The following is a 15,484-nucleotide window of genomic DNA, read 5'->3' as shown; positions in this document are numbered from 1 at the left end:
GCAGGTAGCGATGGCGGCTTGTCTGTTGCGGATAAGCCGCCATTGTTGTTTCAGGAGTGGGGCAAAGTCACAGATTCCGGATTCAGGAATGAAACAGTCCGATTTTTCATGAATTTTCATTGACAGCGCATTTCGCAACCGTTAAATTGAACACGTATTTCAAATATCGGAACAAAATATACCGATTTTTTATAAAACCGTAAGGAGACTGAGCCATGACCGATTTGTCCGACCAAAAAGCCGCCGCCGCTGCCGTTCCCGTTGGCCCGCAAAAGATGACGCCTTCCGAAGCGTTCGTGGAAACCCTGGCCGCCAATGGCGTGACCGACATGTTCGGCATCATGGGCTCGGCCTTCATGGACCCGATGGACATTTTTGCCCCGGCCGGCATCCGTTTGATCCCCGTCGTGCACGAGCAGGGCGCCGGCCACATGGCCGACGGCTATGCCCGCGTCTCGGGCCGCCATGGCGTCGTCATCGGCCAGAACGGCCCCGGCATCAGCAATTGCGTCACGGCCATTGCCGCCGCCTACTGGGCGCACACGCCCGTCGTCATCATCACGCCGGAAACGGGCACGATGAGCATGGGCCTGGGCGGCTTCCAGGAAGCGAACCAGTTGCCGATGTTCGAGGAATTTACGAAATATCAAGGCCACGTCACGAATCCCGCTCGCATGGCGGAATTCACGGGCCGCTGCTTCGACCGCGCCATGTCGGAAATGGGTCCGACGCAACTGAACATCCCGCGCGACTATTTTTATGGCGAAATCAAGGCCGAGATCCCGAAACCGAACCGCCTGGACCGCGGCGCCGGCGGCGAGCAAAGCCTGAACGATGCGGCGGAACTGCTGGCCAAGGCCAAGTTCCCCGTGATCATCTCGGGCGGCGGCGTCGTCATGGGCGAAGCGATCGAGGAATGCAAGGCCCTGGCCGAGCGCCTCGGCGCGCCCGTGGTGAACAGCTACCTGCACAATGACTCGTTTCCCGCCAGCCACCCGCTGTGGTGCGGTCCGCTCGGCTACCAGGGTTCCAAGGCGGCGATGAAACTGATCGCCCAGGCCGACGTCGTCGTCGCCCTCGGTTCGCGTCTGGGACCGTTCGGCACCTTGCCGCAGCACGGCATGGATTACTGGCCGAAGAATGCCAAGATCATCCAGATCGACGCCGACAACAAGATGCTGGGGCTGGTCAAAAAGATTTCGGTGGGCATCTGCGGCGACGCCAAGGCGGCCGCCAAGGCGATTCTTGCCCGCCTGGATGGCAAGACGCTCGACTGCGACGCCACGCGCGACGCGCGCTATGCCACCGTGCAAGCGGAAAAGGCCGCGTGGGAAGAGGAATTGACGAACTGGACGCACGAAAAAGATGCGTACAGCCTGGACATGATCGAAGAGCAAAAGAAAGAGCCAGGCAATTATCTGCACCCGCGCCAGGTCTTGCGCGAGCTGGAAAAAGCCATGCCGGAAGACGTGATGGTGTCGACCGACATCGGCAACATCAACTCGGTGGCGAACAGTTACCTGCGCTTCGAAAAGCCGCGCAGCTTCTTTGCGGCGATGAGCTTTGGCAACTGCGGTTACGCGTTTCCGACGATTATCGGCGCGAAAGTTGCCGCGCCGCACCGTCCGGCCGTGTCGTATGCGGGCGACGGCGCCTGGGGCATGAGCCTGATGGAAACGATGACTTGCGTGCGCCACAACATTCCCGTGACGGCCGTGGTGTTCCACAACCGCCAGTGGGGCGCGGAAAAGAAGAACCAGGTCGATTTCTACAACCGCCGCTTCGTTGCCGGCGAGCTCGACAACCAGAGCTTTGCGGAGATTGCGCGCGCCATGGGCGCCGAAGGCATCACGGTCGACAAGCTGGAAGACGTGGGCCCGGCCCTGAAGAAGGCGATCGACATGCAGATGAATGAAGGCAAGACGACCATCATCGAAATCATGTGCACGCGCGAGCTGGGCGACCCGTTCCGCCGCGATGCGCTGAGCAAACCGATCCGTCACCTCGACAAGTACAAAGACTACGTGTAATCAGTCAGCCCGATCCTTGTATGACCCCGGCATTGCGCCGGGTTTTATGTGCCGGAGCCATTGCTTCATGCTTCCATGGTTCCGGCACTTTTTTTACCGAATTGGAGTCGCCATGAAAGCCCTGCACCGCATCATCGAACAAGCCCGTGCCGTGCCGAAAAACATCGTCTTGTGCGAGGGCGGCGACGTGCGCGTGCTGCAGGCGGCCGCGCGGGCCGCCGCCGAAGGGCTGGCGCACATCACCCTCGTCGGCAAGCCGGCCGCCATCCTTGCCCTGGCGCACGAGCACGGGCTGGACCTCGATGCCGTGCGCCTGGTCGACCCGGCAACGTCCGAGGAGTCGGAACACTATGCCCAGCAATTGTTTGTGCTGCGTCAAGCCAAGGGCATGACGGTGGAGCAGGCGAGGATCGCCGTGCAAGACCCGTTGTGCTACGCCAACCTGATGGTGCGCCTGGGCGACGCCGACGGCTGCGTGGCGGGGGCCGTGCACACGACGGCCGACGTGGTGCGCAGCGCCATCCAGATCATCGGCGTCGATCCGGCCTTCAAGCTCGTGTCGAGCTTTTTCCTGATGATGCTGTGCGAACCGTTTCACAGCCTGAAGGGCGGTTTCATCTTTTCCGACTGCGCCCTGGTGGTCGACCCGAAGGCCGAGGAGCTGGCGGACATCGCCATGGCCGCCGCCGACAGCGCGCAAGCCTTGCTGATGGAAGAGCCGCGGGTCGCCATGCTGTCGTTTTCCACCAGCGGCAGCGCCCACCATGCGGCCGTCGACAAGGTGCATGCGGCCACGGACCGGGTCAAGGCCCAGCGTCCGCTGCTGGCCATTGATGGCGACGTGCAGCTCGACGCGGCCATCGTGGCCGAGATTTCGCAGAGAAAAGTCAAGGATTCCGTCGTCAACGGCCGCGCCAACGTGCTGGTGTTCCCGAACCTGGACGCGGGCAATATCGGCTACAAGCTGGCCGAGCGCATGGGCGGCGCCGTCGCCATCGGCCCCTTGCTGCAAGGCTTGAACAAGCCGGCCAACGATTTGTCGCGCGGCTGCAGCGCGATTGACGTGTACAACGTGATTGCCGTGACGGCCGTGCAGGCCCAGGGTGGACGCTGAATTGTTCAGCCTGCCCATGCTGGCGCTGCTGGGCGTGGTGGCGGCCGGCACGTATTTCCAGACCGTCACGGGCTTTGGCCTGGGCATGATCGTCATGGGCGTGGCCAGCGGACTGGGCCTGGCGCCCGTGCCCGCGCTGGCGGCCCTCGTCAGTTTGTTGTCGCTGGCCAATTGCCTCGTGGCATTGCCTGGCGCCTTGCACCACCTGGACTGGCGCGCCATCCGCGCGGCCAGCATCGGCTTGCTGCCGGCCATGGCGGCCGGTGTGTTGCTGTTGGGATATCTGGACCAGGCGTATGCGCCCGTCCTGAAACTGTTATTGGGCGCGGCCATCGTGTATGGCGGCGTCAGCATTTTGCTGCAGGCGCCACCGGGACCGGGCGCGGCGGACAAGCGCAGCTTTTTCATCAGCGGCGTGTGCGGCGGCCTGTTTTCTGGCCTGTTTTCGCTGGCGGGCCCGCCCCTCGTGTACCAGTTCTACCGCCAGGAAATGAGTTTAAAAACCATCCGCTACAGCCTGATCTTCCTGTTCGCCATCAGCGCGGGCGGACGTTCGCTGATGGCGGGCAGCCAGGGCCAGCTCGATGCGAAAGTGTTACTTTTGTGCATGCTAGCCCTGCCTGTCGGCGTGCTGGCCACCATGGCCGGCAAGCGCTACCCGCCACCGATCGCCCAGCGCGGCATGCGCCGCATCGCATTTGCCGTGCTGACGGCCATCGGCTTTTCGCTGATGGCGGCGGCCGTGCCGCAATTGCTGCACTAGGCCTTGAACGTCAATAAAGGTTTCAAGCGCGCCACCGATTGCAGCAAGCCCGCTTCCTCCTGCGCGGCGATGACGGGACCGATCTTTTTATACGCCATCGGCGCTTCCTCGACGCGGCGTTCTTCGCGCAGGGTCACGCACTGGAACGCCATCTCGTCGCCGCCCACCGTGGGCCGGATGGCGCGCATGGCTTGCCTGCGGATGCTGCGCCCCGCGCCGTGCGAGCACGACCACAGCCAGTCGGGATTGCCCATCCCCGTTGCCACGTAAGAATAATCGCCCATGGAGCCGGGGATCAGCGCCAGGTCGCCTGAGCGCGCCGGCGTGGCACCCTTGCGGTGGATGTTCATGCCGTGCTCGCGCAGGATAACGTTGTGCGGCACGTCCACCACCAGGCGCGATTGATCCTGCGCAAACACTTGCGCCAGGCTGTCGCGCACCAGTTCGGCCAGCACCATGCGGTTGACCCAGGCGTAGCGCGAGGCCACGCCCATGGCGTCCATGTATTCGCCGGCCAGCTCGCCCGTCAAGCCGTACAGGCCCGACTGCGGGTGGCGCACGCCTGCCGGCCACGCCTCCCTGGCGCGGTCCATCCAGCGGCTGCCGACAAAAAAACCCACGTCGCGGCTACCGCTGTGGATCATGACGACCACTTCGCCGGGCACCAGCCCGTGCCGGTACGCGGCGTGGCGGTCCATGACCGTATCGACCAGCTGGATTTCCACGAAATGGTTGCCCGATCCCGTCATGCCCAGGCTGGGGTCGCGTATCACTTCGCGCGTGCCGACCAGCGCTTCGGGTGCATGGCGCAAGCCGCCGCCCAGTTCGCGCAGGGCGATGCAAGCGTCGAGCTCGCGCAGCAAACGCTGCTTGTCGACGCGGGGCCACAAGCCATCGCCATGCAGGCTGTCGATGAACGCTTCCGGCCCCACGTCGAACAGGGCGGCAAACGCCTTCGAGCGCAGCGGCACGTTGCGGCCGTCTTCCAGCAGCACATGCTTGAGCTTGCTCAATAACTGCGGCTTGCGTGCTTCGAACTGCGCCAGGGTCAAGCCCGTCGTGATCAGGCGCATGCCGCAGGCGATGTCCGTGCCGGGGATGGCGGGGATCACCATGTCGGGGCTGGTGGCGACGATGCTGCCGACGGGCGCGATGCTGCCCGGATGGAAGTCGGGCGTGGCGCACGCCTTGCACACATGGCCATCCTGGCCCGGCACGGCGACGGCGGCAAACTCCATCAGCTGGCGCACGGCTTTTTCCTCGAGGGGAAAGTTGTGGGGCAGCAGCACGGACGCCTGGGCGTGCGGATTGCTGAGCGTATAAATGCCGTCGGCATAGGCGACGGCGATGCCCTGGCGGCGCAGGGCTTTTTGTAATCTGGATATGGGAAACACGATTCTGCTCCGGAAATAACGAATGCACGGCCCTTTTGCAAGGGCCATGTTTGTTTTCCACGCAGCAGCGACAGGAAGTGCCGCCAGCTTAGCAAATTTTACGGGGATTGCAAAGCCAGGGATGCGCACGATAGGATGAGCCACTTGCAAAATAATCAAACAGCCTTTATATTCGCGGTTCTTTCTCGAACCTCTTCCTTATTGGAGCCAAAAGTGCCTCGCTTCTTCGCCATCACCTGCTAACGCTGACGAAATGCTCTCTGCAGCATCGTTCGGCGCGTTGACGCCCCCGATTGCTGCGGCACTGTTTTTGCTCTTTCCGCACACGTATCCAGGACCACCGTCCTGATCGTCCACGCCCGAACACGTCGTCAGCACCCCTGACCCTGTATGGACACGCCCCGGTGAACGCGGCGTGGGACGCTATGTTTTTACAATCTTTGCCCTTATTTAAATACCCGCGCACGCCGCACCTGGAAGGCTCGCGCCTGCAGGACGGCGACGACGGTTCCGACCAGATGCCCCTGAAAAAGCTGGCCGGCCGGTACGTCGTCATCGAGGAAAAAATCGATGGCGCCAACTCCGCCGTGTCGTTCAGCGATGCGGGCGAGGTGCTGCTGCAGTCGCGCGGCCATTACCTGGCGGGCGGCGGCAGCGAACGCCAGTTCAACCTCTTGAAACCGTGGGCGCATGCGCATGAGCACGCCTTGCTGCATATGCTTGAAGATCAATTTGTGCTGTTTGGCGAATGGTCTTACAGCAAGCATTCCGTGTTTTACGACCGGCTGCCCCATTATTTCAACGAGTTCGACGTGTATTGCCGCCGCAGCCAGATGTTTTTGTCGACGGCGCGCCGCCACGCCATGCTGGCCGGCTCGCCCGTGCTGTCCGTTCCTGTGCTGTATGCGGGCCTGATGCCCGCGTCGCCGAAACAGCTGTGGCAGCTGCTGCGCCATTCGCTGGCCAAGTCCCGGTTGTGGCGCGACGCCTTTGAAAACGTGGTGGCGCGCGAACGCCTGCCGCTGGACCTGTGCTGGAAGCAGACGGACAAATCCGACCACGCGGAAGGCCTGTACCTGAAAGTGGAAGACGACGAGCAAGTGCTGGCCCGCTACAAGCTGGTGCGGCATGACTTTACGCAAACCATCCTTGACAGCGGCTCGCACCACAGCACGCGGCCATTGATCCCGAACCAGCTGGCGGACGGCGTCGACCTGTACGCGCCGCAGCCGCTCGTCACGTGGGAAAGCCTGGGTTTACACACCTGCAGCTCGCTCGACGAACTGGCAGCATTCTCAAGGAGTACAAAATGATGAACTGGAAAACCCTGCAGCAACTGGTGCCGCAAGCGGGCCGGTCGCCCGATTTCAACGCTTGCCTGGCCGCCTTCCCGCAACTGGAACTGGCGAAGACGACGCCGCAAAACCCCGTCTACCACGCGGAAGGCGATGTGTGGACGCATACGATGATGGTGGTGGAGTCCCTGCTGGGCATGCCTGAATATCAGCAAGCCACGCGGGCGCAGCAGGAAATCGTGTTCCTGGCCGCCTTGCTGCACGACGTGGCCAAGTGCAGCACCACGGTGATCGACCCGGTGACGGGCGCCATCGGCCAGCCGGGCCACTCGCGCAAGGGCGCGCTCGATGCGCGCATCGCCCTGTGGGACTATGACGTGCCGTTTGCCGCGCGCGAGGAAATCTGCCGCCTGATTAACGTACATCAAGTGCCGTTCTTTGCGCTGGAACAATCTCGGCGCGGCGTCACGCCGGAATTTACCGTGCGCGAACTGTCGTGGCAAGTCGATATCCGCCTGCTGGCCATGCTGGCCGAGGCCGATATCCGCGGCCGCATCTGCCCCGATCCGCAGCGCATTCTCGACGCGATCGAGCTGTTCCGCGAACTGGCGCGCGAGGAAGGCTGCTATGGCCAGCGCAGGGTCTTTGTCGACGATCACACGCGCGTGAAATATTTTCGCGGCGCCGAGGCGCATCCCGATTACTCGCTGTTCCAGGAGCCGGGTTCGCGCGTGATCGTCATGTCGGGCTTGCCCGCTTCCGGCAAGAATACGTGGGTGGACAAGCACCATCCGCGCTTGCCCGTCGTGTCGTTTGACGATGCGCGGACGGCCTTGGGTTTGAAGCACGGCAAGAACGAGGGGCAGGTGGGCGACTATGCGGAAGAGCGGGCGCGGGAACTGCTGCGCAAGGGCGAACCGTTCGTGTGGAACGCCACGCATCTGTCCAAACTGATGCGTGAAAAGACGCTCAACCTGCTGTACAAATACCATGCGCAGGTGGAGCTCGTGTACCTGGAGCAGCCGCGCAAGGAATTACTCAGGCGCAACGGCCAGCGCGACACCTCGCTCAGCAACAAGAAGTTGCAAGCGATGCTGTGGAACTGGGAAATCCCGCTGCCGATGGAGGCGCACACGGTGCGCTACGAAGTGGCCTGAAGCCCTATCGCCTCAAGCCACCCAGCAATTGCGCGATCTCGCTGAACAGCTCATTGTTCAGCGAGGCGGGCAGGGTGGTGGCCAGGCTGCGGCTGTAGTAGGCGCCCAGGTCCAGGCCCAGGCCCAGCCCGCAAATTTCCACGGCGCCCTGTGCTTCGCGGCGCGCCACCACTTGCTTTAAATGTTGCGCCAGATAAAACTCGTCGTTGGCCAGATTCGTGGCCGTATCCATCGGACAACCGTCTGACACGACGAGCAGGATGCGCCGCCGCTCGGGCCGCGCCAGCATGCGGCTGCACGCCCAGTCCACGGCTTCGCCATCGACGCCTTCGCGGTACAGGTCCGCCTTCAGCAGGGCTGCGATGTCGGGCCGCGCGCGGCGCCAGTTCGTGCCGCCATCCTTGAACACCATGTGCACGAGTTCGTTCAAGCGGCCCGGATGGGCGGGCGAGCGGGCGCGCATCCAGTCGCGTTTGACGCGGCCCCCATTCCACGCGCCCGTCGTAAAGCCCAGCAATTCCGTCGTGATGCCGGCCTGGTCCAGCGCGCGCAGCAATATGTCCAGCAGCACGGCCACGGATTCCGCATGCGTCTTCATGGAGCCGGAGCAATCGACAAGAAAAGTGACCAGGCAATCGGCCTGCGGCAAAAATTGTTCCTTGCGAAACAGCCTGCGTTCGGAAGGTGAGCTGATCAGCTGGGCCAGGCGCCGGCCGTCGATATAACCCTCTTCCTCGCCGAACGACCAGCCGTCGCGCTCGGGCACGGCCAGCAATTGCGTGAAGCGCCGGGCCAGGCGGGCCGTGTTGATGCCGAGGCTGGCGATGCGCGCATCCATGCGTTCGCGGTAGTCGAGCAGCAGGGCGCGGCGCACGAGTTCGCCCGCCCTGTCTTCGCGGTCATATGCCGTGCAGTAAATCTTGTAGCCGCCGTCGCCATCGCTGAACGCGCGGCTGTCGCCCAAGGGCGCCGCGTCGGGCAGGTGGTCGTTATCGCTGTCGAAATCGAGCAGCAGCTTGAACGCCGCCTGCGCTTTCGCGTCGCCGGCCTCGTCCTGGCTGCCGTCGCGCGCCGCTTGTGCCTCTTTCAGCATGGCATCGACGGCATGGGCGATGGCCAGCGCATGGCGGGCAAAGGCGGCCTGGTCGGCGCGGTGGCGGCGCAAGCCCGCCAGGTCGCCGCTCAGTTGCGAGGAAACGGACCAGCGCGTCGCCTCGATGAAATCTTCCGTCTTTTCCAGCACGGGCCGGGCCGTCAGGCGCGACCAGCACATCTGGAATACCGTATACAAGAGCAAGCCGGAAGCGCCCTCGGCCAGGCCGGAATCGTAGAACGCGTGCGACCAGGCAGTAAAACGGTGGCGCAGGTTGGCGATGACGCCCGCATGTTGATCTGGCGCAAGCGTTTCCACCCTTAACTGTTCCAGCAGCTCGAAGACGAGCCGCGCCACGGGCTCGGGCGGGCACAGCGACTTGTGCAGGGCCGCATCCGTGTGCAGCAAACGCAGGGCCACGCTGTCGGCCGCGCCGCGCAGCGACGGCAAATCCTGCAGCGCCGCATCGGGCTGCAGATGGGCGGCGTGGATGGGCAGGGGACGGTGGCCGTCGTGCAGGCGCCGTCCGCGGTAGCGGATCGCCGCCTGTCCGCTCAGTGCGCGGATGGCGCCCGCGCACAGCTCGTCCGTTTCCTGCTGTTCGCGCGTGTAGGCGGCGGGAGCAGTGACTTCGGCGCTCATGCCTGGCTCGCCAGCAATTCCTCATTGAAACAGCGCTGGTAATACTCGGCCACCATGGGCCGCTCGGCCTCGTCGCATTTGTTGAGGAAGGACAGGCGGAAGGCGAGGGCCGGGTCGCGGAAGATCTGGCAATTCTCCGCCCAGGTAATCACCGTGCGCGGCGACATCAGGCACGCCAGGTCGCCCGCCGCATAGCCGTGGCGCGTCAGGCTGGCCACGGCCACCATGCTGCTTGCCAGCTGGCGGCCCGCCGCGTCGTTCATGGCGGGAACTCGCGCCAGCACGATGTCCGTTTCTTCGTCCTGCGGCAAATAGTTCAGGGTGGCAACGATGTTCCAGCGGTCGATCTGCGCGTGATTGAGCACTTGCGTGCCGTGGTACATGCCGTTCAGGTTGCCCAGGCCCACCGTGTTCGAGGTGGCGAACAAACGGAAGTGGGGATGCGGCGTGATGACCCGGTTCTGGTCGAGCAAAGTAAACTTGCCGTCGCGTTCCAGAATGCGCTGGATGACGAACATCACGTCGGGGCGGCCCGCGTCGTATTCATCGAAGATCAGGGCCACAGGGCGTTGCAAGGACCAGGGCACGATGCCTTCCTGGAATTCCGTCACCTGCTGCTGTTCGCGCAGCACGATGGCATCCTTGCCCACCAGGTCCAGGCGGCTGATGTGGCCGTCCAGGTTGACGCGCACGCAGGGCCAGTTCAGGCGCGCCGCCACTTGCTCGATGTGCGTGGACTTGCCCGTGCCGTGCAAGCCCTGCACCATCACGCGGCGGTTGTGCGTGAAGCCGGCCAGAATCGCCAGGGTCACGTCCTTGTTGAAGCGGTAGGCGGGATCGATGTCGGGCACGTGCGGGTCGCGTTCCGTGAAGACGGGCACGAGCAGGTCGCTGTCGATGTTGAACAGGCTGCGCACGGACTGCAAGGTTTGCGCTGCGGCGGCGGGGGGGTGTTGGCGTGAATCTGGCACCTTGTTCTCCTGTGAAACCGCAGCATGGGCGCTACGGCGGTTATGTGTGAGCTGCGGAGTTACTTGATTGCAATGCGTCGTCGTCCCCGCCCGTCGTCGGCATGGTTTCCGATTCGATGGCGGCCAGGGCTTGCGCGGCGCGTTGCAATGCTGGCAAGAAATGTAAAGCCTTGTCGTGCGTCAAACGGATGATGGGCGCCTGGATCGCCACGGCCAGGTTCGAACGGCCATTCGGGTTCGGCACCAGCACGGCCACGCACAGCAGGCCGGGCAGGAATTCTTCGTCGTCCAGCGCGTAGCCGTTGCGGCGCACCAGTTCCAGTTCGCGTTCCAGCTTGGCGGGGTCCGTTTCCGTCTTGTCCGTAAAGCGCGTCAATTCCATGTGGCCCAGCAGGCGGCGCCGCTGCACGGGCGTCATCTGCGCCAGGAACAGCTTGCCGCTCGACGAGCAGTGGGCCGGCACGCGTGAACCGGGATGCAGGTAGAAGCGCAGCGGGGCCGCCGTTTCCACCCGGTCCAGGTACACCACTTCGCTGCCGCTGAAGGCCGTCAGGTTGCAGCTTTCGCCCACTTCCTCGACCAGCTGGCGCAAGACCATGCGGCGGGCGCCATGGAAAGTGTTGTTAATCAAGAGGTTCGACGCCAGGCGGCGCAGGCGCACGCCCGTGCTGTAGTGGCGGCCGTCGCTCTCGCGCTGCAGCACGCCCACGCTTTCCAGCTGTTGCAGCATGCGGTGCAGGGTGGGTTTCGGCAGCCCCGTTTCTTCCACCAGCGCTTGCAGCGACAGCAGTTGATCTTTTTCGGCAATCACTTCCAGCAAGGCAAACAAACGCATCGTGGGCGTGTCGCCTTCCAGTTTTTCCGGCTCAAGTTTTGGGGATGAAATCATGTCCATGGTGGCCTCGGTTGGGTATCTGAGTGTTACATCAGCTTATTTCATTTTCGAACTCAAATTGTACCGTTTCCTCGAAATTCTGTTTGACTTTTGATTGCCGAACGCTTAAATTGAATTGTATATCAAATTTCGGAACAAAATATACCGTTTTTTGATAATTTAGCTTAAGTTCATCACTACAGACCAGGAGACACCCATGAATGACATGACCGAGCAAAAAGCCGCCGCCGCAGCGGCCATCCCCACCGGCCCGCAAAAGATGACGCCTTCCGAAGCGTTCGTGGAAACCCTGGCCGCCAATGGCGTGACCGACATGTTCGGCATCATGGGCTCGGCCTTCATGGACCCGATGGACATTTTTGCGCCCGCCGGCATCCGCCTGATCCCCGTCGTGCACGAGCAGGGCGCCGGCCACATGGCCGACGGCTATGCCCGCGTCTCGGGCCGCCATGGCGTCGTCATCGGCCAGAACGGCCCCGGCATCAGCAATTGCGTCACGGCCATCGCCGCCGCCTACTGGGCGCACACGCCCGTCGTCATCATCACGCCGGAAACGGGCACGATGAGTATGGGCCTGGGCGGCTTCCAGGAAGCGAACCAGTTGCCGATGTTCGAGGAATTTACGAAATATCAAGGCCACGTCACGAATCCCGCCCGCATGGCGGAGTTCACGGGCCGCTGCTTCGACCGCGCCATGTCGGAAATGGGTCCGACGCAATTGAACATCCCGCGCGACTATTTTTATGGCGAAATCAAGGCCGAGATCCCGAAACCGAACCGCCTGGACCGCGGCGCCGGCGGCGAGCAAAGCCTGAACGATGCGGCCGAGCTCTTGGCCAAGGCCAAGTTCCCCGTGATCATCTCGGGCGGCGGCGTCGTCATGGGCGAGGCGATCGAGGAATGCAAGGCGCTGGCCGAGCGCCTGGGCGCGCCAGTGGTGAACAGCTATCTGCACAACGACTCCTTCCCCGCCAGCCACCCGCTGTGGTGCGGTCCGCTCGGCTACCAGGGTTCCAAGGCGGCCATGAAACTGATCGCCCAGGCCGACGTCGTCGTCGCCCTCGGTTCGCGTCTGGGCCCGTTCGGCACCCTGCCGCAGCACGGCATGGATTACTGGCCGAAGAACGCCAAGATCATCCAGATCGATGCGGACAACAAGATGCTGGGCCTGGTCAAAAAGATTTCGGTCGGCATCTGCGGCGACGCCAAGGCGGCCGCCAAGGCGATTCTTGCCCGCCTGGACGGCAAGCAGCTCGACTGCGACGCCACGCGCGAGGAACGCTATGCCACCGTGCAAGCGGAAAAGGCCGCGTGGGAAGAGGAATTGACCAACTGGACGCACGAAAAGGATGCGTACAGCCTGGACATGATCGAAGAGCAAAAGAAGGAGCCGGGCAACTACCTGCACCCGCGCCAGGTGCTGCGCGAGCTGGAAAAAGCCATGCCGGAAGACGTGATGGTGTCGACCGACATCGGCAACATCAACTCGGTGGCGAACAGCTACCTGCGCTTCGAGAAGCCGCGCAGCTTCTTTGCGGCGATGAGCTTTGGCAACTGCGGCTATGCGTTCCCGACCATCATCGGCGCGAAAGTTGCCGCGCCGCACCGTCCGGCCGTGTCGTATGCGGGCGACGGCGCCTGGGGCATGAGCCTGATGGAAACGATGACCTGCGTGCGCCACAACATTCCCGTGACGGCCGTGGTGTTCCACAACCGCCAGTGGGGCGCGGAAAAGAAGAACCAGGTCGATTTCTACAACCGCCGCTTCGTTGCCGGCGAGCTCGACAACCAGAGCTTCGCGGAAATTGCGCGCGCCATGGGCGCCGAAGGCATCACGGTCGACAAGCTGGAAGACGTGGGGCCTGCCCTGAAGAAGGCGATCGATATGCAGATGAATGAAGGCAAGACCACCATCATTGAAATCATGTGCACGCGCGAGCTGGGCGACCCGTTCCGCCGCGATGCGCTGAGCAAACCGATTCGTCACCTGGACAAATATAAAGACTATGTTTAAGTCAGCGGCCCTGTGAGGATCTGGCCTGTGACCAAATTCTCACAGATTGTCACGAAAACATCATAATTTCATTAAAGAATACAAGGCGTCCCGTTTTTTGGATTATTTGATTTGACAAGGCCATGCTTAAGGCTTAAATTCAATAAAAGACAAAAAACGGAACGTAGCGTATCAAAAACGATTTACGGAGACCACCATGAACCACCCTGTACCGCACACCGACGCCGTCACCATCGACTTCCTGCAAGCGTTCGGCGATGCCTGGAACCGCCACGATATCGAGGCCCTGATGGCCGCCATGGCTGACGACTGCGAATTCCACGCCGTCGCCGGTCCTGACTTGCTGGGCAAGAGTTTTATCGGCCGCGACGCCGTGCGCGCCGGTTTCGAGCTGGCCTGGCAAACCTTTCCCGACGCCGCCTGGCTCAACCCCGTGCACTTCGTCAGCGGCCAGCGCGGCGTGACGGAGTCGACCTTTGCCGGCACCAAGGCGGATGGCACGCGCATCGAGGCGCGCATGGTCGACATCTTCACCTTCCGCGACGGCAAGATTGCCGTGAAGAACGCCTTCCGCAAGGATCGCCCACCCGTCGTCAAAGCTTGAGCCAGTACGTTCACCGGGAATGATCATGAACAAACCTGTCGACACCCCATCTGACGTACTGGGCAACAGCACCGCCGCCCGCACGGCCTATGATCCCGCCTTCGATCCGCTCGTGGCCCAGCGGCCCGGCCACGGCAATGCCTACGCGCCCACCTACTGGATCGGCACGGCCGGCGAACCGCCCGCCGACGACGGCCCCATCACGCATGACATCGACGTCGACGTGGCCATCATCGGCTCGGGTTTTACCGGTCTCTCCTGCGCCATCTTTCTTGCTCAGGAACACGGCATCAAGGCCACCGTGCTGGAAGCGAACCGGGTCAGCTGGGGCTGCAGCACGCGCAACGGCGGCCAGGCGCAATGCACGACGGGCCGCCTGAAGCGCTCGCAGTGGATCGCCCGTTACGGCATGGACACGGCCCTGAAACTGCACACGGAAGTGTGCGACGCCATGGAAACCTTCAAGAAGATCACGGCCGACATCGATTGCGACCCGCAGCCGGGCGGCCACCTGTACATCGCCCACAAGGCGAAAGCCATGCCCGCGCTGGAAAAAGAAGCCAAGGTCATGCGCGAGATCTTCAAGTACGACGCGCGCATCCTCGACGCCGACACCGTCAAGCGCGAATTCGTCGACGACAAGGAAGCGGCGGGCGCGCTGCACGAGCCGGAAGGCATCGGCATCCACGCGGGCAAGCTGGCCTTCGGCTACCTGCGCAAGGCGCGCGCGCTGGGCGCCAAGGTACATCCATCGAGCCCCGTGATGGGCTGGGAAACGCGCAACGGCGTGCATTATCTGCAAACGCCGGGCGGCGTGGTGCGTGCCCGTTCCGTGGCCGTGGCCACGGGCGGCTACACCTCGCCCCACCTGCATCCGCAGGTGAAAAACCGGCTGCTGCCGATTTTGTCGAATTCCATCGTCACGCGCCCGTTGACCCCGGCGGAAATCGAGGCGTGCAATTTCCGCACCCACCAGGTGATCACGGATACGCGCATCTTGCGCCACTACTACCGCTTGATGCCGGACAACCGCGTGCAGATCGGCAGCCGCAGCGCCATCACGGGCGCCGACGCGCCGGACGACAGATATAAACAGTTTTTGATCAACGATCTGCACCGCAAGTTCCCCGCGCTGACCGGTATTCCCATCGATTATTCGTGGTGGGGCTGGGTCGACGTCAGCCACGACATGATGCCGCGCATCGTGCAACCGGACCCGAAGCAATCGATTTTCTATTCGCTCGGTTACGGCGGCAACGGCGTCATGTATTCGGCGCAGGCGGGCCGGCGCATGGCCGAGCGCATCGCGGGCAAGGCCAGCGACACGGGCTTGCCGATCTTTAATTCGAAATTGCCGTATCCCAACATGATGGAACTGGTCGAGTCGCAAGCGTTCGCCCCGTTCCGCCGCCTGGGCCAGCGCTTCCTGTACCGCTGGTATCACTTGAAGGATGAAGTTTTTTAAATAGTAATAGCAGTAGCCGTACTAAGCCGCCGCATGGTTGACAAAGA

The 15,484-nt window shown here is 62.8% G+C and carries 12 protein-coding genes; 8 read left to right on the top strand and 4 right to left on the bottom strand.

The window, feature by feature from the left end; all coding sequences use genetic code 11:
• Nucleotides 1-215 precede the first annotated feature (215 nt).
• The 3 genes from xsc (IGS61_RS22600) (at nucleotide 216) to IGS61_RS22590 (ending at nucleotide 3,907) form a co-directional block, all read left to right on the top strand.
• Nucleotides 216-2,030, top strand: a complete 1,815-nt coding sequence (gene xsc / locus IGS61_RS22600) for a sulfoacetaldehyde acetyltransferase (protein WP_230541668.1) — start codon at nucleotides 216-218, stop codon at nucleotides 2,028-2,030.
• Nucleotides 2,031-2,142: 112 nt separating this feature from the next.
• Nucleotides 2,143-3,144 carry a phosphate acetyltransferase gene (pta, locus tag IGS61_RS22595; protein WP_230541667.1) on the top strand — a complete coding sequence of 334 codons (1,002 nt, stop codon included), beginning with the start codon at nucleotides 2,143-2,145 and terminating at the stop codon, nucleotides 3,142-3,144.
• Nucleotides 3,145-3,160: 16 nt separating this feature from the next.
• Nucleotides 3,161-3,907, top strand: coding sequence for a sulfite exporter TauE/SafE family protein (locus IGS61_RS22590; protein WP_230541838.1), 747 nt, complete (start codon nucleotides 3,161-3,163; stop codon nucleotides 3,905-3,907).
• On the opposite strand, the gene IGS61_RS22585 is transcribed toward IGS61_RS22590, so the two are convergent.
• The gene (locus IGS61_RS22585; RefSeq protein ID WP_230541666.1) at nucleotides 3,904-5,301 is read right to left on the bottom strand and encodes an RtcB family protein; all 1,398 of its coding nucleotides are present in this window, start codon (nucleotides 5,299-5,301) and stop codon (nucleotides 3,904-3,906) included. The two genes, IGS61_RS22590 and IGS61_RS22585, sit on opposite strands and share 4 nt — an antisense overlap.
• A 425-nt stretch (nucleotides 5,302-5,726) precedes the next feature.
• Between IGS61_RS22585 and IGS61_RS22580 the strand changes: the two genes are divergently transcribed.
• The gene (locus IGS61_RS22580) at nucleotides 5,727-6,614 is read left to right on the top strand and encodes an RNA ligase family protein (RefSeq protein ID WP_230541665.1); all 888 of its coding nucleotides are present in this window, start codon (nucleotides 5,727-5,729) and stop codon (nucleotides 6,612-6,614) included.
• Nucleotides 6,611-7,753: an AAA family ATPase gene (locus IGS61_RS22575; RefSeq protein WP_442908090.1), complete on the top strand. Its 1,143-nt coding sequence runs from the start codon at nucleotides 6,611-6,613 to the stop codon at nucleotides 7,751-7,753. Before IGS61_RS22580 ends, IGS61_RS22575 begins: the two co-directional genes overlap by 4 nt.
• Nucleotides 7,754-7,757: 4 nt before the next feature.
• Here IGS61_RS22575 and IGS61_RS22570 read toward each other — a convergent pair whose 3' ends face one another.
• The 3 genes from IGS61_RS22570 to IGS61_RS22560 are packed head-to-tail and all read right to left on the bottom strand — an operon-like array spanning nucleotide 7,758 to nucleotide 11,348.
• Nucleotides 7,758-9,488 (bottom strand): cobaltochelatase CobT-related protein, encoded by a 1,731-nt coding sequence (locus tag IGS61_RS22570; RefSeq protein WP_230541664.1) that lies wholly within the window; start codon nucleotides 9,486-9,488, stop codon nucleotides 7,758-7,760.
• Entirely contained in the window at nucleotides 9,485-10,459 is a 975-nt protein-coding gene (locus tag IGS61_RS22565) for an AAA family ATPase (RefSeq protein WP_230541663.1), read from the bottom strand. Before IGS61_RS22565 ends, IGS61_RS22570 begins: the two co-directional genes overlap by 4 nt.
• A gap of 40 nt (nucleotides 10,460-10,499) precedes the next feature.
• Complete coding sequence (locus IGS61_RS22560) at nucleotides 10,500-11,348, bottom strand: IclR family transcriptional regulator (RefSeq protein ID WP_442908089.1); 849 nt, start codon at nucleotides 11,346-11,348, stop codon at nucleotides 10,500-10,502.
• Nucleotides 11,349-11,559: 211 nt separating this feature from the next.
• Between IGS61_RS22560 and xsc (IGS61_RS22555) the strand changes: the two genes are divergently transcribed.
• The 3 genes from xsc (IGS61_RS22555) (at nucleotide 11,560) to IGS61_RS22545 (ending at nucleotide 15,437) form a co-directional block, all read left to right on the top strand.
• Nucleotides 11,560-13,368: a sulfoacetaldehyde acetyltransferase gene (gene xsc, locus IGS61_RS22555; RefSeq protein WP_230541836.1), complete on the top strand. Its 1,809-nt coding sequence runs from the start codon at nucleotides 11,560-11,562 to the stop codon at nucleotides 13,366-13,368.
• Between the two features lie 196 nt (nucleotides 13,369-13,564).
• Complete coding sequence (locus IGS61_RS22550) at nucleotides 13,565-13,972, top strand: nuclear transport factor 2 family protein (RefSeq protein ID WP_230541661.1); 408 nt, start codon at nucleotides 13,565-13,567, stop codon at nucleotides 13,970-13,972.
• A 25-nt stretch (nucleotides 13,973-13,997) separates the two neighbouring features.
• Complete coding sequence (locus IGS61_RS22545; protein ID WP_230541660.1) at nucleotides 13,998-15,437, top strand: NAD(P)/FAD-dependent oxidoreductase; 1,440 nt, start codon at nucleotides 13,998-14,000, stop codon at nucleotides 15,435-15,437.
• Nucleotides 15,438-15,484 lie beyond the last annotated feature (47 nt).

It is taken from the genome of Janthinobacterium sp. FW305-129, assembly GCF_020858115.1.
Classification (GTDB): Bacteria; Pseudomonadota; Gammaproteobacteria; order Burkholderiales; family Burkholderiaceae_D; genus Janthinobacterium.
This window is presented reverse-complemented; position numbering and strand designations above follow the sequence as displayed.